Source organism: Alloalcanivorax dieselolei B5, assembly GCF_000300005.1.
GTDB classification, from domain to species: domain Bacteria; phylum Pseudomonadota; class Gammaproteobacteria; order Pseudomonadales; family Alcanivoracaceae; genus Alloalcanivorax; species Alloalcanivorax dieselolei.
On sequence record NC_018691.1, the window covers coordinates 4,710,546 to 4,729,366 of the forward strand.

Consider the following 18,821-nt stretch of genomic DNA (forward strand, 5'->3'; position numbering starts at 1 on the left):
GTGGCAACCCCCTGAACCGGCAGGCAGTCAGGAATTCAGTTCCACGGCGAAGCGGCGGCGCATCAGCCGATGGTAAAGATCAGGCGCCAGTCGCCACAGCAAACTGGCCATGAGAGTGAAGCGATCCGGGAACAGTCGTTTGTCGCCCCGCTCAAAGGCATCCAGAACGCGCCCGGCCATCCACTCGGCACTGCGCACCCTGCCCACCGAGGAGCGGGCATGAGCGGCGGGTTTACCGTCGAAACCCAGGGCATTGCTTTCGATCGGCGTGGCCAGGAAGCTGGGGTAGACCATCAACACGCCGATACCCTGATCCGCCACTTCGCCGCGCAATACCTCGAAGAACTGCGCCAGCGCGGCTTTGGCGCTGCAGTAACCGGCCCGCCCCAGCACCGGCATCCAACCGGCCATGGAGCCAATGTTGATCACGCAGCCGCCGCTATCGCGCAGCAGCGGCAAGCATCCCAGAGTCAGGGCCACCGGCGCCTCCCAGTCCACCGCCATGACCTGGCGAAGGACCTTCAACTCGGTGCGCGCCGCCAGCGAACGATGGGTAATGCCGGCGTTGTTGATCAACACATCCAGGCGCCCCCGGGCCGCGACCTGTTCAATCAGACGGTCGCGGCCCGGCCCGTCGGTGAGGTCCAGAGCGTAATGCGTCACCCGTCGCGGATCGACGGCGGCCAATTGCGCGCTCTTGTCGGCGAGCGCCGCGGCATCGCGGTCCACCAGAATAAGCCGGTGGCCGCGTTGGAAAGCCGCTTGAGCCAGCGCCCAGCCCAGGCCGGAAGCGGCGCCGGTGATCAGCATGGTGGTTTCCGCGTTCACCGTCATAACTGCCCCCGGGCACGGGCCCGCTCAACGAAAAAACGGAACGTCTGTTCGGAGGTTTTTTCCGGCCGATAGCCGAACTCCTCCTTCAAACGGCGGTTACTGAGCACCGGCCGGTAGCGCAGAAAATTGATTTTCTCCGGCGAGTGGGGCGTCAGCGCCAACCGATGCCCCAGCCACAGCGCCGCGCGCAGCACGCCAGCGGGCAGTTCCAGCACGGGCTTATCCAGTATCGAGGCCACCTGCCGCACGGTGAGGGCGCCGTCGCCGGCCAGGTTGTAAACCCCTTCCGCGCCGGTCTCCACACCACGGACAATGGCACCCACCACATCCCGGTCCCAGATGAACACGAACGGTGAATCGGACCCGGCGATGGCGAGAACCCGCTTGCGCTCGAACAGAGCGGTAATCTGGTTGCGGGTGCTTTCTCCCAGCACCGTGCCCGGTCGCAGGATCAGTTGCCGTAAATCCGGGTGGCGGTGGTGATACTTCGCCAGCATCTCCTCCACCAGGCGTTTATGGTCGGAATAGGCGAACTCCGGATTGCCGCGCAGTGGGTCCTGCTCGTCCAGCCAGGCCGGATTGTCGGGATGGTAGCCGTAGGCGGCGCCGGAACTGGTGACGATCAGTTGGGTAACGCCGGCGATCAGACAGGCATCAAGCACGTTGCGGGTGCCGTTGACATCGATGTCGTGGTCACGTGCCCGGTTGCCGGAGTCCTCCAGCACCGCCGCCAGGTGCACCACGGTGTCGATGCGCCACTCCCGCATCAGCTCCGCCAGGGCCGGATCACGGATGTCGCCCTGTCGGCACTGGAACGGCAAATCCGCCGGCACCCGCAAATCCAGCCCCAGCACGGTGTGCCCGGCAGCCAGCCGCTCGCCAAGCAGGCGACCGATGTAGCCGCCGGCTCCGGTGATCAGAATCCGGCTCATGATGCCTCCTGTTTCGGTTCAGCCTGTTCAGGTTCAGCGCTGCGTGACCAGATCAACGCCAGAATCAGGCCACTGACCAGATGCCACACGCCCCAGAAACCGGCGATCAGAATCATGCCCGCCGCCTGCGGAAAGAACGTGAACAGGATCGCCAGTCCCAGCCCGGAGTTCTGAATGCCCACCTCCAGGGTGACCGCCCGCCGGTCGGCACGATCAAGCCGCATCACCATGCCGGCGAAGGCGCCCAACGCCAGCGCCAGGGCATTCTGGCCAATCACCAGGGCGACGATACGGTGAGCGTTTTGCAGGAATACATCCAGGTTCTTGGCGAAAGCCAGACCAACAAAGGCCAGCAGCACCAGCAAGGTGAACACGCGCATGGGTTTCTGTGCCCTGACCGCGAAACGCGGAAAATGGCGACCGGTCAGCATACCCAGCAGCAGCGGTACCGCCAGGACCAGAACCACCAGCATCAGGATGTTCCAGGGGTTCAGGGCGATTTCGGTAACCAGGTCCCGGGTATGGGGATTGAGCCAGCCGTAAAAGGCGAAATTGAGCGGCGTGAGCACCGTGGCCGCCAGGCTGGACACCGCGGTCATACTCACCGACATCGCCACATTGGCCCGCGCCAGCCAGGTCATGATGTTGGAAAAGGTGCCCCCCGGGCAGGACGCCACCAGAATCATGCCCAACGCCAGACCCGGTTCCACATCCAGCAGCCAGGTCACCGCGCAGGTCAATGCCGGCAACAGAAGGAACTGCGCCAGCAGCCCCGCCGCCGGCGCCTGGGGCATGCGCAACACACGGCGGAAGTCCTCGACGCGCAGGGACAGGGACACACCGAACATCATCAACGCGAGAATCACATTGAGCACGATCAGATTGCCGGTGCTGAAATCAATCGGGGTGTCAGGGCCCATGAAACGGTCTCCCGGTTATTGTTATTGCAGCGCCTGGCGCTGTTTGGCCAGCTCGGCCCGGTAGCTGTCCTTATGCACGTAGTAGGCCATGCGCGACAGCTTCAGATAGTGGTAACCGCCATCCAGGCGCTGCCCGGCGCGTTCGCGTTTCAGGCGTGCCAGCTCCCGTGCCGCCGGATGGCCCTCGGCGCGGCGCTTCAAATACAGCGCCACCAGCTCCGCCTGTTCGTTGCGCCCTTCCCAACCCAGGCCGGCGGCCTCGATCATGCCCATCATGAACAGGTTGTCGTAGTGCGGATGGAACAGGTTCAGATAAAGGCTCGGCGCATCGCCCCGCCAGTTGAGCAGCGCCCTGTCGATGAACGGGTAATCCAGCTGGTAGCCGGTGGCCAGAAGAATCAGGTCGTATTCGCCACGAGCCCCGTCCGTGAACGTGACGGTGCGGCCGCGCATGTCGGCGATGTCGGAACGCGGTGTGATATCGCCATGGCCCAGGTGATGAAGCACCAGGGAGTTGACCACTGGATGGGCCTCGTACAGGCGGTAATCGGGGTCCGGCAGACCGTAGTCGCCGGGCCGGCCAATGATCATGCGGATCAGCCGGGCATCCAGCCACTGCTTGAGGCGGCGCGGCAATTTGAGCTTGCCGCCGATGGTGTCGGACGGACGGCCGCCAATGAATTTGGGCAGGAAGTAATAGCCCCGGCGCACCGACAGATCCACGCTCTTCGCCTGGTGCACCGCGTCCACCGCCATGTCGCAGGCGGAGTTACCGCAACCGACGATCAGCACGCGCTTGTCCTTGAACAGCACGGGATCGCGGTAATCGCATGCGTGCAGCAATTCCCCTTCGAATTGCCCGGGCAGCGTCGGCCGGTTGGGGGTGTGCAGGGTGCCGCTGGCGATCAGCACGCCGTCAAAATAGCGGCCGCTTTGGTTGCCGTCTTTTTCCACCGTTACCCGCCAACCCTCGCCTTCCGGCACCACCGAGACCACGCGGGTGCCGAACTGGTAGTGCCGATACAAGTCGAAGTGGCGGGCGTAATCCTGAAAATACTGTTTCAATTCGGCGTGATGCGGGTAAGTGGCCACCCGATCGTCCATGGGAAATTCGCGGAACTCGGTCATCCGCTTGGAGGAGATCAGGTGGGCGGTCTCGTACATGGTGCTGTGCGGGTTATCGATATCCCACAAACCGCCCACATCGTTATTCAATTCATAGCCGACGAAGGGCAAACCCTGTTTACTGAGGTTTCTGGCCGTGGCCAGGCCCATCGGTCCGGCACCGATGACTGCGTACATGAATACCTGTCCTTTTTGTTATTGTTTTCAGGCTAATCCTACCGAGACGGTCGGGCATGGCTGATTCGCGACCCGGACCCGGTTAATTCAGGACTTCGCTCATGAACCACAGTCCCACGGTGACGGTGCACTTCTCCCAGGCCATCCTGCAGGCGGCACAACGCCTGGGGCTGCGTCTGCCCGATGATCTGGTGGCGGAGATGGGAACCCGGGAACGGGTGGATCTGGAGAGCCAGGACCGGCTCTGGGAAACGTTCTGTCAGGCCGCCGGTGACCCGCTGGTGGGCGTGGACCTGGGACTGGCGCTGCAGGTGGGGCACCTGGATACCGCCGGCATGATCCTGATGAGCTGCGAAACCCTGGGCGAGGCGGTGGAGTCGCTGCTCGACTACCACCCCATTGTCGGCGAAGGGGGCACCTTTCATTTTCAGGCGACCGCGGCCCGCCGCTGCGAGCTCCGCTACCAGCCGCTTTACCATACCCGCCAGGCCACCCGGGTGGAGGCGGTAATGGCGAGCATGTTGAATCTGACCCGCTGGAGCACCGGCAACGCCTTTCGTCCAGCCTGTCTGACGGTGTGCCACGCTCCCCAGACCGACACCTCACGCTACCATGACAGGTTGGGTTTGCCGGTGCACTTCAACGCCGAGCACAACGCTCTGGTATTCGATGCCGAGCAACTGCGGCTGCCGCTGATTCACGCCAACCCGGCCCTGTGCCGCCACCTGCGCGGCCTGGCCAACGACCTGCTGGCCCGCCTGGAGAACCCGTCCCTGGGTGCCCGGGTCAGTGTTCTGATCCGCGATCACCCGCACTGGGGCAAGGAACGTATCGCCGGGCAGTTGGGTATGAGCGGGCGCCATTTGATCCGCAAGCTGGCCGATGAAGGCACCGGCTTCAAGCTGTTGCGCGACACCCTGCTGCGGGAACGGGCGGAACAGGCGCTGGCCGACGGCGAGCGCGCCGGCCAGATCGCCGAGGAACTGGGGTTCTCCGACGAAAGCGCCTTCGTCAAGGCGTTCAAGCGCTGGACCGGCAGCACGCCGGCCCGGTTCCGCGCGGAACGCGGTGACTAAACGGCGTCCAGGGCCTGCTCGATATCGGCGAGAATATCGTCCACGTGCTCGATACCAATGGACAGGCGCACCAGATCGGCGCTCACACCGGCGGTCTTCAGTTCGTCTTCATTAAGCTGCCGGTGGGTGGTGGTGGCGGGATGGCAGGCCAGGCTCTTGGCGTCACCGATATTCACCAGACGCTTGATCATTTGCAGAGCGTCGATGAAGCGCGCGCCGGCTTCACGGCCGCCCTTGATGCCAAAGCTGAGAATCGCCGACGGCAAGCCGCCGTCCATGTAACGCTTGGCCAGCTCCGCGTCACGGTCGCCTTCCAACCCGGCATAGTTCACCCATTCCACTTTGTCGTGGGCTTTCAGGCAACGGGCCACCTTGATGGCGTTCTCGCAATGACGCTCCATGCGCAGATTCAGCGTCTCGATACCCTGCAGAATCAGGAAGGCGTTCATCGGCGACAGCGCCGCACCCATGTTACGCAACGGCACCACCCGGGCGCGTGCGATAAATGCGGCCGGGCCCATGGCCTCGGTGTAAATCACCCCGTGGTAGCTGGGATCCGGCTCGTTGAACTGTCGGAAGCGGGCATTGCCCTGCCAGGGGAAATTACCGGAATCGACGATGATCCCGCCCACGGTGGTGCCATGACCGCCCATGTATTTGGTCAGGGAATGCACCACGATATCCGCGCCATGCTCGAACGGCCGGCACAGCGCCGGGGACGCCACCGTGTTGTCGACGATCAGCGGCACGCCGGCATCGTGGGCCACTTTGGCGAGCGCGGCCAGGTCCACGATGTTGCCCGCCGGGTTGCCGATGGATTCACAGAACACCGCCTTGGTGTTGTCATCGATGGCGGCGGCCATGGCCTGCACATCACGGCCGTCCGCCATGCGGACTTCGATGCCCATGGTCGGCAGAGTGTGGGCGAACAGATTATAGGTGCCGCCATAGAGCTGGCTGACGGAAACGATATTGTCGCCGGCACGGGCCAGGGTCTGCACCGCCGCGGTAATGGCGGCCATGCCGGAGGCCATGGCCAGAGCGCCGATGCCGCCTTCCAGTTGCGCCACCCGCTCTTCCAGCACGCCGTTGGTGGGGTTCATGATGCGCGAATAAATATTGCCCGGCACTTTCAGATCAAACAGGTCGGCGCCGTGCTGGGTGTTGTCGAAGTAATAACTGGTGGTCTGGTAAATCGGCACCGCCACGGAATGGGTTTCCGGGTCGCCGGCGAAGCCGCCGTGAATCGCTATGGTTTCTCGTTTCATTGTTTTTTTCCCTAGTCCTCTGAAAAATGGAAGAAGCGCCGACGGCGCTCACAAGAGCCTGTTCAAGGTCTCTAAAGGCGGTTCCGGCCAGAAATCGAACTGGGTTGGAACCGAATTCAGGTCGGTGTCGAATACCGGATCCCGCTTTTCCAGGAAGGCTTTGAAGCCGTCCTTGCCGTCCCAGTATTCACTGGACCGGTAAATCAGACGCGACTCCACCGCGTGGGCCTGCATCGGATGATCGAAGTTGGGGTTGCGCCACAACATCTGTTTGGCCAGCGCCACCGATACCGGTGAACTCTTGGCGATCAGCTTGCGGGCCAGACCATAGGCCGCCTCAAGCACTTCGTCACGGGGGTGCACACTGCGGAACAAGCCGGCGTTCAGGCCTTCCTCGGCGAGGAAGATATCACCGCTGTAGACCCATTCGAACGCCTGTTGCATGCCCACCAGACGGGGCAGGAACCAGGTGGAGCAAGCCTCCGGAGTAATCCCCCGCTGGCTGAAGACGAAGCCGATCTTGGCGCCTTCCGCCACCACCCGGAAGTCCATCGGCAAGGTCATGGTGATACCGACGCCGACGGCGGCGCCATTGATGGCGGCGATCACCGGCTTGCGGCATTCGAAGACCGCCAGCGAAACCTCGCCACCGGAATCACGGATGGCCTCCAGCGGCGGCTCCTCGCCATCGGCGCGGTCATAACCGAACAGGTTGCCACCGTCCTCCGGTTCCATCTCCATACCCGCGCAGAACACACGACCGGCACCGGTGACCACCACCGCGCGCACCCGGTTATCCTTGCTGGCCTCGCCGAAAGCGTGCACCAGTTCGTCCTTCATCCGCAGAGTAAAGGCGTTGAGGCGGTCGGGACGATTCAACGTCACGGTGAGGATGCCGTCTTCCGCCAACGCGGTATGGATGTGTTGGTACTCCATAAGCTGCTCCTTGTTATTGAGCCGGCGCCAACAAACCGCCGGGACGGCCGACAAAAAAGGCCGTCAGAGACAGTCCAGATGCACCACCTGGACCGGAAAGGCTCTAGCATAACGGGAAGGCAGCGCGTCGAACATGGCGCGGAGGGTGCGATTGAGGTGGGGTTGATCGTAGAAGCCGGCGGCGCCGGCCAATTCGGCGAAGCTCATGCCATCGCGCCATAACCTCAGCGCGCGCTGGCATTTGAGATGCAGTTGGAAGCGTTTCAGCGACACCCCGACCTGCTCCCGGAACAGATGCCGGAAACGGGATTCGGAGAGCCCGGCCGCCGATGCCAGACGGGCGCTGTCCAAATCTTCCCGGCGCAGGGACTGGCAGGCCTCGGCGACACGCGGATCCAGCGGCGGCGCGGCGGCCCGCAGGCGCTCCCGCAAGGCCCGTACCGCCTCGACCTCGGGCTGCTCCCTGAGACCGGTCAAGACCTCCCGAAAGCCCGGCAGACGCGACTCCGGCAGGGCGCCCCCCGGCCCCTGTACCGGCAGGCCGCGCCAGGCACCGTCGTCGGGATCCAGATGCAGTACCGCCACCGGGCCGGGGCTTTCCAGGGCCTGCTCCACGTCCGGCGCCACCCAGACCAGCGGCGAGTGCACCCAGTGCCCGGCGATCTGCACGCGCAGTGGCCCTTCCAGCCCCACCAGCAATGAGGCGGCCACATGGCGATGGGGACGATTACGCACAGAGGAGGCCAGCATCAGCCAGCCTCCCTGCCAGATAAACAGCGGTGATAGCGGCGTCACGGCACTCGCGCGGCCCGTCAGGAAGGGCGGCCGTGCCCCGGCGTGCGGCTCAGACCGAGTTTGTGCATCAGTTCCAGACTGACGAAAATCGGCCCCACCAGCAGAAAGATCAGATCGTCGAAGAACGACGGCTTCTTGCCTTCCACTTTATGCCCCCAGGCCTGACCGGCCCAGGCCAGCACCCACACCAGCAGCGCCGTCCAGCCCAGCGACAGACCGCTGCGGTCGATGCCGGCGACCACCGCGATCGACACCGCCAGCCAGCCCAGCATCAGCAGCGACACGCCCATGGACAGGCGCAGATAGAACGGCATGCACAGCACCGCCAGTATCAAACCGCCGTTGACCCAATAGGCGGCGACACCTTCCAGGCCAAGCCAGCGGCCCACCGGAATCAGCCAGAACAGGCCAAGTGTGGAAATGAAAATCAGCGGCACACAGACGATGTGCACCCACTGGTTTACCGGATTACGGTGGCTCTCACCGTAGTCGCTCAAAAAAGTACTTAAATCACGCATGACTTCCGCCTCCCTGTTGTTGTTATGCCGTGGCTGTTGTGATGCCATGGCCGGCACGACTTTATCGACGACAGCTTAGCCCGTGCCCGCCCCCGGGAATTGTATGGAATGGCTGCTCAGCCACCGCGACGGCTGTCGCGCAGGGCCCGCAACACGTGACCGCGGGTCAGCATCCCGATCAACCGGCGTTTCTCATCCACCACCGGGTAGATTTTCGGCTTCTGTTTGAGCATCAGTTCCGCCAGATCCACCAGCGATTCCTCCACGTCCACGGTGAGCGGATCACCGTGCATCACCTGTTCCACACGCACCGCGCCTTCACTGTGATAGCTGGAAACCAGCAGTTGCCGCAGGCAGTCCTGCTCCGACACGAAGCCCATGACACGGTTTTCGCTATCCACCACCGGCAAGCCGGTGATGCGATATTGCAGCAGCGTGTCCACCACCAGGGTGAGGTCCATATCGGCCGGGATGGACATGGGATGCTTGATCATCACGTCTTTCACCAACAGACCCGCCATAATGCTTCTCCCTACATCGCGATACTGAAAAAGCCTTCACAGGGCCCTTTTCCAACCCTTTTCAGGGTAGCCGCCATGGACGGTGGCGATAAAAATCGTCCTTGTTTCGACTATAGCACCCCGGCCAGCCGAGTGAAGCGTAAGAGCCGGTCTTAGGGCTCTTACGGATGACGCCCCTCCCCCGGCTCCCTACAATGGGTCGGACGAGGGACAGGGCGGACAACAGGTAAGGGAGACACTATGGGGCTTCGCTGGTTTATGTCGATGGCCGGGCTGCTGCTGGCTTTCGCCGGCCAGGCCAACGCGGCCACCGAGACCACCTGCGCCCGGGAACAGCGGCAGTTGGAACAATGGGAACAGCAAACCGTCAGCATGGATCGGCAGGTGGCGCCCCTGCAGCGTTTGCTGGACGGGACGCCGATTGCTCCAGACACGTTGAATCAGGCGCTTGGCGCACCGGCGGACGCCGCCAACCTGCCCCCGCCCGGCCCCATCACGCCACCGTCGCTGAGCTGTGAGCAACTGGAGGAGCGCCTCAATCAGGCGGTTACCGAACGCCGCGGCGTCCGCGCTCTGCTTGATGACCAACGAGACCAATGGTTTTCCCTGTCCCGTCAGGAACGCGCCGCCGCACTGGCGTTGCTTGAGGAATACCAGTCCCTGACGGCCCTGGAAACCGATCCGCTGGTCACTCCGGGGCCATTGCGTGATCATCTCTCCGCGCTGATCGCCCTGCTCCCGCCCTTGCGTAACCAGCCGGCCAACGCCGCCCGCCAGCTCGACGTTCTCTGGCCGCCGCCGGTGGCGGACATCCAGGCGGATATCCCCGCCCCGCAGCGCCTGGCGCTATGGCGTCACCACTATGAAACCCGGCGGCAACAACTGGCGCTGCGCTCGGGGCTGTGGCAGCGCCAGGGCGTGCTGCGACTGTGGCTCAGCTACGCACCGGCGGAGTGGCTCCCACTGCTCGGCCTTGAGGCACGGATGACCATCGACCGTCTCCACCAGGGTCTGGCGCAGACCTACCGGGAATGGACTCTGAACCGGGAGATTCGCCACTACACCCCGCTGGTCAGCAACGCCCTGGCGGTGATACTCGGCCTCGCCATCCTGGCGCTGGTGATGAAACTGGGCCGGCGCGGCCGCCGTGCCCTGCTGCGCCTGCATGAGCGCCTGGTTTCCCGGGCCGGCCAGAAACGCTGGCTGTGGAACGCCAGCCGGCTGCTCAGCGGCGTCGCGCCCCTGGTGCCCTGGCTGTTGCTCTGGCTGGTGATTCATCTGTTGGCGCCGTTGCTGGATTCCCCGTCCACCCAGGTGGTGCGCTGGCTGTTACCGCTGGCACGCCTGTACGTCCTGTTTGGTCTGCTGTGGCTGTTCGGCGAATGGTTGGTGTTCCGCGTTTGTCAAAGCGCCCACAGCTACCTCAATGACACGCAGATCACCGAAGTCAGCGCCCTGGCCCGCCGTCAGGCGCTGTGGATGATGCTGCCCTGGGCGCTGTGGTTCGCGGTGGACCGGCTGCTTGGCCACTCTCTCATCGGTTTGCTCTGCGCGGTGCTAGTGGCGGTATGTCTTTATATCGCCATCGGGCGGCTATTGGTTTTCCGCCGTGACGATTATCTGCTGTGTTTACAGAATATTCTGCCATCGTCCCTGGACCCGATGGCGGAGCGCCTGCTCAAGGGCATGCGTTTTGGTTGGATCGCACCGGTACTGTTACCGGTGGCGCTGGTGAACTTTCTGTTTCATTACCTGGACATGCTGCTCGGCGAGCTGGACTGGTATCTGCGCCTCAAGGCGCGCTGGTTCCGGCTGCGCACCAAGGGGGTCGGCGAGGATGAGGAACCGGCCCGGGAAGACACCAGCGAGGCCGGAAAGGAATATCAAAAGTGGTTCGCCAGTCAGTTGCCGGACGATCAGGAAACCCCGTTTATCGATACCGGCCTGCTCAATGCGATGATCAAGGCGGTGGAGCAGTGGCATTCTGAAAGTGTGGAAGAAAATGCGCTGCTGGTGACCGGCGAGAAGGGCAGCGGCAAAAGCATGGCCATGCGCAAGCTGGTCAGCAAAATGGAAAAGGAACAACCGGACCTGCGCCTGGTGACGGTATCGGTGCCACCACGCACGGTCACACCGGAAGCGGTGACCTCGATGATCGCCGATGCTCTCGGCGAATCCCTGGACGAGGGCCCCGCCAGCCTGGTGAAGAACGATGAGCAGCGCCCGCCCACCTTGTTGATCCTGGACGAGACACAAAACTGCTTTCTCGCCCGCATCGGCGGACTGGAAGGCTGGCAGACCTTGCTCACGCTCACCAACGCCCGTCTGGACAACCTGTTCTGGCTGGTATTGATCAACAACCAGAGCTGGTCCTATCTCTCCAACGTGTTCGGCCACGACTACCAGTTCCGCCGGGTCATCAAGGTTAAACGCTGGGATCAAAGCGAGATCCGCTCACTGATCCTGTCACGCCACCACCTCAGTAAACAGAAGCTGCGCTACGATGATCTGCTGCTGTCCTCCCGTGGTCCGGAGGCCGGCAATATGCGCAATGCGGAGCAGCGTTATTTCAGTCTGCTGTGGGACGCCTGCGGCGGCAACCCGATGGTCGCGCTGAAACTGTGGCTGACATCGATCAAGGTCACCTCCCGGCAGGTGCTGGTGGGCCTGCCGGCACAGCCGTCGTCGACGCTGGCCGCCGGCCAGTCCGGCGATTCGCTGATGTTCGTTTACGCCGCCATCGTCAGCCACGAAAACCTGTCCAGCGATGAAATCGTCGACGTTACCGATCTCTCCGAGAATGTGGTGCGCTCCGCGCTCAAAGCGGGCCAGGATGCCGGGTTCATCTATAAGGGGGAAGACAGCCGCTACCGAGTGGTGCCGATGTGGTATCGCACCGTGATCAATCAACTGAACAGGAAGAATCTGCTCCATGAATGAGAACGGCGACATTGTCAGCGACCTGGCGGTGGTGATCGACCTGTTCAACGTCTACGCCATACTGCTGCTGATTCTCGGCGGGCTGTTTCTGTGGGCGCTCAATTGGGGGCTGAACCGGCTCGGCCATTCCCTGATGGAACGGTTGCCCAGCCGCCGCTTCCTGATTCTTCAGTTCATCACGCTGGTCAGCTTTCTGATTTACACGCTCGGTACCGGCGCCCTCATCCTCGGCGTTCTGAACCCGCCCAGGGAGTTCATTCTGGCCGCCGCCGGCTCCCTGGCGGTGGCGCTGGGTTTTGCTCTCAAGGATGTGGTGGCATCGCTGGTGGCCGGGCTGCTGCTGTTGTTCGACCGGCCATTCCAGGTGGGCGACCGGGTGCAGTTCGGCGATACCTATGGCGAGATCGTGGCCATAGGTTTGCGCGCGGTGCGGCTGCAAACCCTGGACGACAATCTGGTCACCATCCCCAACTCCCTGTTCATTACCGACGCCGTCGCCTCCGGCAATGCCGGCGCCCTGGATATGATGGTGGTGTCGGACTTCCATGTCGCCCTGGACGCGGATCTGGAACGGATCGAGGCGCTGATTCGCGAAGTGGTGGTCACCAGCCGCTACGCTTATCTGAAAAAGCCGGTGTCCTTCGCCATCGAAGAAGTGGAAATCGGCAATGCCCTGGCGATTCGTTTCCGCACCAAGGCCTATGTCCTGGACGTGCGCTACGAGACCGCCTTCCGCAGCGACGTGGTGACGCGGGTCACCACCCTGTTCAGGGAGCGCGGGATCCCTCGTCCGCGGATTTTACGTGGCTGACACCGGGGAGGTTGACGTGAATTGCACTTGCCGGTCCGCGGGACAAACCGACAATGGGAGCCAGTCTGTTCCCGGAACCGTCCCGACCATGCTCATCGATGCCACCATGTCCCGTCAGAACTTCCATCATGTGGTGGCGGCCCTGGATGCGCATGTGCCCGGGGGAAGGCTGGATCAGGCGCTCAACGAGTACCGTCTGGAACGCTGCACCGAAGCGGAGCGGATCAACCATTGGCGTTGCGCCGATCTGACCGCCCGGCTTGCCAATCAACAGGGGGATCCGGTACTGCTGGCCCGGGGTTTTCAGGCGCTGGAACAACAGCGCCGGCTGTTCCCCGGCCTGTCGCCGATCCCCGGCGACATTCTGGACCGGGTCAACCAGTACCAGCGCTACCTGTGCCTGCATTCGGAGCTGGGTGACTACCGTCTGCGGATCGGTGCCGAGGAAAGCAGCCTGCAGCTGTTCCGGCGCCCCGGCTTCGAGGGCTACGACGGCCAGGCCCTGGCATTGCTGTATTCCACCTGCCGCCTGCTGGAACGCGGCAGTCCCTTGCGCATACGGCGCGTGACTCTGCGCGCTCATCATGGCGAGCGGGACCGCCGGGATCTGGAGGCGCTGCTGGGCGTGCCGGTGAGCAGCGGGGAAGAGCAGGACGGCGTGGTGTTCAGCAACGCCCACCTGTTGCAACCCTCCGCCACGGCCGGGAGCCTCGACGTCCTTGGCCAGCGTGAACGGCAGCTGCGGCGCATGCAACCCGGCCTCGGCTGGAGCGACTCGGTGCGCGGCCTGCTGCCGACCGTGGTGGGGCTGCCGGGCAAGCCGCTGGCGCTGTGCGCCTCGCTACTGGCGGTGAGCGAACGCACCCTGCAACGGCGGGTGGAAGCGGAGGGGCAGGATTTCCGTTCCCTGCTCAGCACCAGCCGCCGGCAACTGGCGCTGACACTGATGCCCTGGCGTGAGCTCACCACCGAACAACTGGCGGTGCGGCTCGGTTACCGTCAGACGGCGCAGTTTTATCGCGCCTTCCGCGACTGGTTCGGTGAATCACCGGGCCGCAAACGCGTGGCCCTGTACGGTTGAGTGATCCTGTTCACCCCGGGAACCAATAAAGATTACAACCATCGGGAGAACACCATGCTACAAAGCCTGCGTTACGGCTTGGCGGCCACTGCTCTGTTGATCGCCACCCAGGGCCATACCGAAACACCGCAACTTCCGTCACCGGAAAGCACCACCTTGTCCAAACTGCAACTGATGCAGGGCTTCCCCCCACCGCCGGACAAGCTGGTCACCCAGGCCAATTTCAACCGTTTCCCCAATGGCCGCTGGGCACTGCACCACATGCGCGAACTGCAACCCTCACGAGGCATCGCCCGCGATCCCCTGGCGGATGTGTCGAAGCTGAAACACAAGGACCGCGGCCTGGGCGACCTCCGCTTCGACGACGGCAGCGGCCAGACCACCACCGTCGCCGAGTGGCTTCGCGACACCTATACCGACGCCTTCATCGTGCTGCACAAGGGGCGGGTGGTGTACGAGACCTACGCCGATGGCATGGACGATCAGGATCAGCACATCCTGTGGTCCGTTACCAAGTCGGTCACCGGCTTGCTGGCCGCCGACATGATCCAGCGTGGCGAGCTGGACCCGGACGCCACCGTGGCCCATTACGTGCCGGAGTTGAAAGACAGCGCCTGGGGTGACGCCACCGTACAGCAGGTGCTGGATATGACCGCCGCGGTGCGTTACCGCGAGGACTACAAGGATTTCACCTCCGACGTTTACCGCTACGCCTTTTCTTCCGGCATTCTGCCGAAGCCGAAAAACTATCAGGGTCCGGCCTCCCTTTATGAATTTCTCACCAGCCTGACCGAGAAGAGCGGCGAGCACGGTAAGCAGTTCACCTATCAGACGGTGCAGTCGGAAGTCGTGGCCTGGATCATCAGCAAAGCCTCCGGGCGGGACTACACCGACCTGCTGTCCGAGCGTATCTGGAGCAAGCTGGGTGCCGAACGGGATGCCTATGTCCTGGTGGATCCCCACGGCACGCCGCTGGCCGGCGGTGGCATGAACGCCACTTTGCGCGACCTCGCCCGCTTCGCCGAAATGGTGCGCCGCAAAGGCCATTACAATGGTGAGCAGATGGTCAGCAAGGCCGCTATCGAGGACATCTTCAAGGGGGGCGAGCGGTCCAAATTCGAGGGTGGCGGGCTGGATTTCCGTCAGGGGCAGTCCTACCACAATCAGTGGTACCAGACCCACAACGACCATGGCGCCTTACAGGCGGCCGGCATCCACGGCCAGATGATTCACATTGATCCGCAAGCGGAACTGGTGGTGGTGAAGTTCTCTTCTCACCCGGTGGCCAGCTCCAGCTTCACCTATACCTCCACCACGGCGGCCCTCGACGCCATCACCGAAGCCCTGCACTAACGGCAATGGCCGGCGAACTAACCTGCCGGCCATTTTTTGGTGTTTTAACCGGCGCCCTGCAACTCTGGACGATCGAGCATCCGCGCCAGCTTTTTCAGTGCCTGTTCACGTACAGCGCGGCTGTCTTTCTTTTCCGGATGGAAAGACGGCTTGTAGTACGCCACATAGGATCGTCCGAGGCGCCGGAGCCAACCCGGCCGGCCGAGCAACCAGTTAAGCCCGTTCCCCACGGAACGCAGATCCCGTTTGTCGTCCATGCCCTGACGCAACTGGATATAGTGAAAAACGGTGAAGCCGATGAACTCCACCGTGGTCAGCGCCATTTCCGAAGTGCGAATCCAGTAACTGCCGACCTGATCCGCGTACACGTCGTAGGCCACTGCCTTATGCTCGCTTTCCTCCACCGCGTGCCACAGCCACAGCGGCAGCATGCGTTCGTCCATGCCTTCGAGGAATTCCGGGTTTTCCAGGATCAGCTCCGCCAGCATGGCGGTGAAATGTTCCAACGCGCAGGTCTTGGCCAATTGCCGCTCCGGAGACAGATTCTTGGCGATCCACTTCATACCGTTGTGCACGAAGTCATGGACCTTGCGGGTCGGCACGCCCTTTTCTTCCATGAAGTCATTGAACGCTTCATGCTCCTTGCCGTGGTGCGCCTCCTGGCCGATAAATCCCTTGACCCGCTCACGCAGATCCGGATCGGAGATTTGTTTCTGATAGTGGCGCACGGCGCGGACGAAGAAACGCTCGCCCTCTGGAAAGGTGCAGGACAAGGCCGTCAGCAGCATGGTTTTGAACTGATCGTCGGCGAACCAGTAGCGCGACATGGACGGATCGAACTGGAAATCCATGCGGCGCGGCTGGATGTCACTGGCATTGGTCCGCATGGCGGTCACTTTGGCGTTCATGCCCGGTCTCCCGATGAACTTCTCGAATGACCCTCACTATGCGATCACGGCGATTCGGCACGCCAGTGCCGCTTGTGCCATTTTACCCTGCCCGGAATGCCAAAAACGGCCTGGCGGACGTCCGGCACCAGCCGATCAGGGTTTAGAAGAAACGGCATTCCCTCCATCGTGGACAGCGGAGCCGCATCCCCGAAGGGTGACCGCCCTGGACGGTGGTCACAAAAAAAGGCCGGCGGGGAGCCGGCCGAGGAGGGGGAAGTCACTTGGGGAAAAACAGTGGGCGCGCGTCCTTGTGCGCCGCTACCCGGTGAGCGCGGGTAAGAGTCAGGAAACGGCGGCCGCCAGCCACTGCTCCAATTCATCGGCGCCACCAATGCGTTCGCCTTCAATATAGACTTGCGGGGTGGTACCGGCGCCGGTCACCGCCGCCAGGGTGCTGTAGCTGAGGCCACGGCTGCCCAGCTCGATTTCCTCAAAGCTGTAGCCCGCTTCACGCAGCGCGTTCTTGGCGCGGGCACAGTGTGGGCAACCCGGTTTGCTGAACACCGTCACCCGCTTGGGCAGCGCCGCCTCGCCATTGATATAACCCAGCATGGTGTCGGCGTCGGACACCTCGAACGGGTCACCGGGCTGGTCCGGTTCGATGAACATTTTGTCGATCACACCGTCCTTCACCAGCATCGAGTAACGCCAGCTGCGGGAACCGAAACCCAGCTCCTTCTTGCCCACCAGCATGCCCATTTTCTCGGTGAACTCGGCGTTGCCATCGGGAATAAAGCGAATGTTCTCCGCCGCCTGGTCGCCCGCCCAGGCGTCCATGACAAAGGCGTCGTTGACGGACAGACACAGAATGTCGTCCACGCCGTTGCTTTTGAACACCGGCGCCAGCTCGTTGTAACGCGGCAGGTGAGTGGACGAGCAGGTCGGCGTGAAGGCTCCCGGTAACGCGAATACCACCACCGTCTTGCCCTGGAACAGGTCCGTGGTGGTCACGTCCCGCCATTCATTGCCCACCCGGGTGCGGAAGGTGACTTCCGGAACACGCTGGCCTTCCCGATTGCTCAACATGGACACTCTCCTCGTCTTTCATTCATTACGTCTCTGATAGACAAGGAGCATAAGGAAAGAGCCACAATCAATAAAAACGTTTGCCTCTATATTCACCATAGCCCTTCACTATGAATCACTCTTTACTCCCTGCTCGCGGGGTTCAGGACGGGCTATACGTTGAATCACCGGGTCATCCAGGTCCCAACCGCCACCTATGGCGGCGGCCAGTTCCGCCGCCGCCTGCAATTGCTGGCTGGTGATATCCAGGCGCGAGCGGCGCGCTTCCAGAGTGAGATTTTGCGCCGTGGCCACCTCCAGGAAAGACACCATGCCGGCGCGGTAGCGGTTGGTAATGACGCTTTCGTTCTGTTCCGCCAAGGCCAGCAGCTCATCCTGTTGTTCCGCTTTCTCGCGAAGAATTTGCATCGTCGCCAGGGCGTCTTCCACATCGCGCAGACTGTCCAGGACGGTCTGTCTGTAGTTCGCCACCTGCTCATCGTACTGCGCCACCGCAATATCGCGGGTGGCGCGCCGACGGCCGCCGTCGAACACTGTCAGCGCCAGCGATGGCCCCACCGACCAGATTCGTTGCGGCGCATCGAACAAGCCAGAGAAGGTGTCATCCTGCAAAGCGCCATAGGCGCTCAAGGTGAGATCCGGCAACCAGGCGGTCTGGGCCACGCCGATCAGCGCGTTGGCCTGGGCCACGCCCCGTTCCGCCACCACCACATCCGGGCGGCGCGCGATCAGCACCGATGGCAGGGCGGCCGGCAGCGCCGGCAACAGCGGCAGGTCCTCGGTGGCGGCAATGCTGAACGACACCGGCGCCACACCCAGCAAGGCCGCCAGCGCATTTTCTTCCTGGGCGCGTTGTTGTTGCAGATCATAGAGCTGCGTGCGCAGGGACTGGCGCTGGGTTTCCGCCTGGATCACATCGGACCGGGACACGATGCCGGCGTTGTACTGGTTGCGGGTCAGCTCCGCCGAGCGATCGTAAGCCGCCATGGTCAGTTCGAGAATATCGCGCTGGCGATCCAGCGCGCGGACGCGAACATAGCCCTGCACCACCGCGACCTGAAGGGTCAATCGGGCGGCGGCGATGTCGGCGGCGCTGGCGGCCAGACCGGCACGTTCCGCTTCGACCTGGCGCCGTACCCGCCCCCAAAGGTCCGGCGCCCAGCTGATATCCAGACGGCCACTGAACAGGTTGCCGGGGTCGGTATCGCTGCCGCCGCTACGGGTACCGTTAACGGACGCGTCCAGCTGCGGACTGTATTCACCACGGGCCAGACGCCACTGCGCCTCGGCGGCGCGGAAGCGGGCTTCCGCCTGGGCCAGGGTCTGGCTGGCCTGATCCGCGCGCCGGATCAGATCGGTCAGCACCGGATCGTCAAAAGCTTCCCACCAGGTACCCTGGGCCACCCAGGGCTGCTCCGGCATGGTTCGCCAACCGTCCTGGTATTGGAATTGCGCCGGAATGGCGCTCTCCGGCGTGCGATAGTCCGGCCCCAGGGTGCAACCGGCGAGGGCCAGCAAACACAGCAGGGAAGTGGCGGATAAACGCTTCATTACGGGC

General features: G+C 63.0%; 17 protein-coding genes. 5 read left to right on the forward strand and 12 right to left on the reverse strand.

The window, feature by feature from the left end:
* Nucleotides 1–27: 27 nt before the first annotated feature.
* The 4 genes from B5T_RS21115 to B5T_RS21130 are packed head-to-tail and all read right to left on the reverse strand — an operon-like array spanning nucleotide 28 to nucleotide 3,988.
* A complete protein-coding gene (locus B5T_RS21115; protein ID WP_014996562.1) occupies nucleotides 28–834 on the reverse strand; it encodes an SDR family NAD(P)-dependent oxidoreductase in 807 nt (268 codons plus the stop codon).
* Complete coding sequence (locus tag B5T_RS21120) at nucleotides 831–1,766, reverse strand: SDR family oxidoreductase (protein ID WP_014996563.1); 936 nt, start codon at nucleotides 1,764–1,766, stop codon at nucleotides 831–833. The genes B5T_RS21115 and B5T_RS21120 overlap by 4 nt, the downstream gene beginning before the upstream one ends.
* The gene (locus B5T_RS21125) at nucleotides 1,763–2,686 is read right to left on the reverse strand and encodes a bile acid:sodium symporter family protein (RefSeq protein WP_014996564.1); all 924 of its coding nucleotides are present in this window, start codon (nucleotides 2,684–2,686) and stop codon (nucleotides 1,763–1,765) included. Before B5T_RS21125 ends, B5T_RS21120 begins: the two co-directional genes overlap by 4 nt.
* 21 nt (nucleotides 2,687–2,707) lie before the next feature.
* Nucleotides 2,708–3,988 carry a flavin-containing monooxygenase gene (locus B5T_RS21130; RefSeq protein ID WP_014996565.1) on the reverse strand — a complete coding sequence of 427 codons (1,281 nt, stop codon included), beginning with the start codon at nucleotides 3,986–3,988 and terminating at the stop codon, nucleotides 2,708–2,710.
* 101 nt (nucleotides 3,989–4,089) lie between these two features.
* Here B5T_RS21130 and B5T_RS21135 point away from each other — a divergent pair, with 101 nt between their 5' ends.
* Nucleotides 4,090–5,064: an AraC family transcriptional regulator gene (locus tag B5T_RS21135; RefSeq protein ID WP_014996566.1), complete on the forward strand. Its 975-nt coding sequence runs from the start codon at nucleotides 4,090–4,092 to the stop codon at nucleotides 5,062–5,064.
* On the opposite strand, the gene B5T_RS21140 is transcribed toward B5T_RS21135, so the two are convergent.
* The 5 genes from B5T_RS21140 to B5T_RS21160 all read right to left on the reverse strand — a co-directional run bounded on the left by B5T_RS21140 (nucleotide 5,061) and on the right by B5T_RS21160 (nucleotide 9,102).
* Nucleotides 5,061–6,332, reverse strand: a complete 1,272-nt coding sequence (locus B5T_RS21140) for an O-acetylhomoserine aminocarboxypropyltransferase/cysteine synthase family protein (protein WP_014996567.1) — start codon at nucleotides 6,330–6,332, stop codon at nucleotides 5,061–5,063. The genes B5T_RS21135 and B5T_RS21140 overlap by 4 nt on opposite strands.
* A gap of 48 nt (nucleotides 6,333–6,380) precedes the next feature.
* Nucleotides 6,381–7,268 (reverse strand): crotonase/enoyl-CoA hydratase family protein, encoded by an 888-nt coding sequence (locus tag B5T_RS21145; RefSeq protein WP_014996568.1) that lies wholly within the window; start codon nucleotides 7,266–7,268, stop codon nucleotides 6,381–6,383.
* A 63-nt stretch (nucleotides 7,269–7,331) separates the two neighbouring features.
* Entirely contained in the window at nucleotides 7,332–8,018 is a 687-nt protein-coding gene (locus B5T_RS21150; protein WP_014996569.1) for a helix-turn-helix domain-containing protein, read from the reverse strand.
* Nucleotides 8,019–8,080: 62 nt separating this feature from the next.
* Nucleotides 8,081–8,581, reverse strand: a complete 501-nt coding sequence (locus B5T_RS21155; RefSeq protein ID WP_014996570.1) for an Mpo1 family 2-hydroxy fatty acid dioxygenase — start codon at nucleotides 8,579–8,581, stop codon at nucleotides 8,081–8,083.
* A gap of 116 nt (nucleotides 8,582–8,697) precedes the next feature.
* Nucleotides 8,698–9,102, reverse strand: coding sequence for a CBS domain-containing protein (locus B5T_RS21160; protein WP_014996571.1), 405 nt, complete (start codon nucleotides 9,100–9,102; stop codon nucleotides 8,698–8,700).
* 240 nt (nucleotides 9,103–9,342) lie between these two features.
* On the opposite strand from B5T_RS21160, the gene B5T_RS21165 reads away from it, so the two are divergent.
* From B5T_RS21165 to B5T_RS21180, 4 genes are all read left to right on the forward strand, one after another.
* On the forward strand, nucleotides 9,343–12,042 hold the full coding sequence (locus B5T_RS21165; protein WP_014996572.1) for an AAA family ATPase: 2,700 nt from the start codon (nucleotides 9,343–9,345) through the stop codon (nucleotides 12,040–12,042).
* A complete protein-coding gene (locus B5T_RS21170; protein WP_014996573.1) occupies nucleotides 12,035–12,853 on the forward strand; it encodes a mechanosensitive ion channel family protein in 819 nt (272 codons plus the stop codon). Before B5T_RS21165 ends, B5T_RS21170 begins: the two co-directional genes overlap by 8 nt.
* Before the next feature lie 88 nt (nucleotides 12,854–12,941).
* Nucleotides 12,942–13,934 (forward strand): helix-turn-helix transcriptional regulator, encoded by a 993-nt coding sequence (locus tag B5T_RS21175; protein WP_014996574.1) that lies wholly within the window; start codon nucleotides 12,942–12,944, stop codon nucleotides 13,932–13,934.
* A 54-nt stretch (nucleotides 13,935–13,988) separates the two neighbouring features.
* Entirely contained in the window at nucleotides 13,989–15,287 is a 1,299-nt protein-coding gene (locus B5T_RS21180) for a serine hydrolase domain-containing protein (protein ID WP_041717821.1), read from the forward strand.
* A 44-nt stretch (nucleotides 15,288–15,331) separates the two neighbouring features.
* On the opposite strand, the gene B5T_RS21185 is transcribed toward B5T_RS21180, so the two are convergent.
* The 3 genes from B5T_RS21185 to B5T_RS21195 all read right to left on the reverse strand — a co-directional run bounded on the left by B5T_RS21185 (nucleotide 15,332) and on the right by B5T_RS21195 (nucleotide 18,814).
* The gene (locus tag B5T_RS21185; RefSeq protein WP_014996576.1) at nucleotides 15,332–16,195 is read right to left on the reverse strand and encodes a metal-dependent hydrolase; all 864 of its coding nucleotides are present in this window, start codon (nucleotides 16,193–16,195) and stop codon (nucleotides 15,332–15,334) included.
* 324 nt (nucleotides 16,196–16,519) lie between these two features.
* Entirely contained in the window at nucleotides 16,520–17,263 is a 744-nt protein-coding gene (locus B5T_RS21190) for a glutathione peroxidase (RefSeq protein WP_014996577.1), read from the reverse strand.
* Between the two features lie 108 nt (nucleotides 17,264–17,371).
* The gene (locus B5T_RS21195; protein ID WP_014996578.1) at nucleotides 17,372–18,814 is read right to left on the reverse strand and encodes an efflux transporter outer membrane subunit; all 1,443 of its coding nucleotides are present in this window, start codon (nucleotides 18,812–18,814) and stop codon (nucleotides 17,372–17,374) included.
* Nucleotides 18,815–18,821 lie beyond the last annotated feature (7 nt).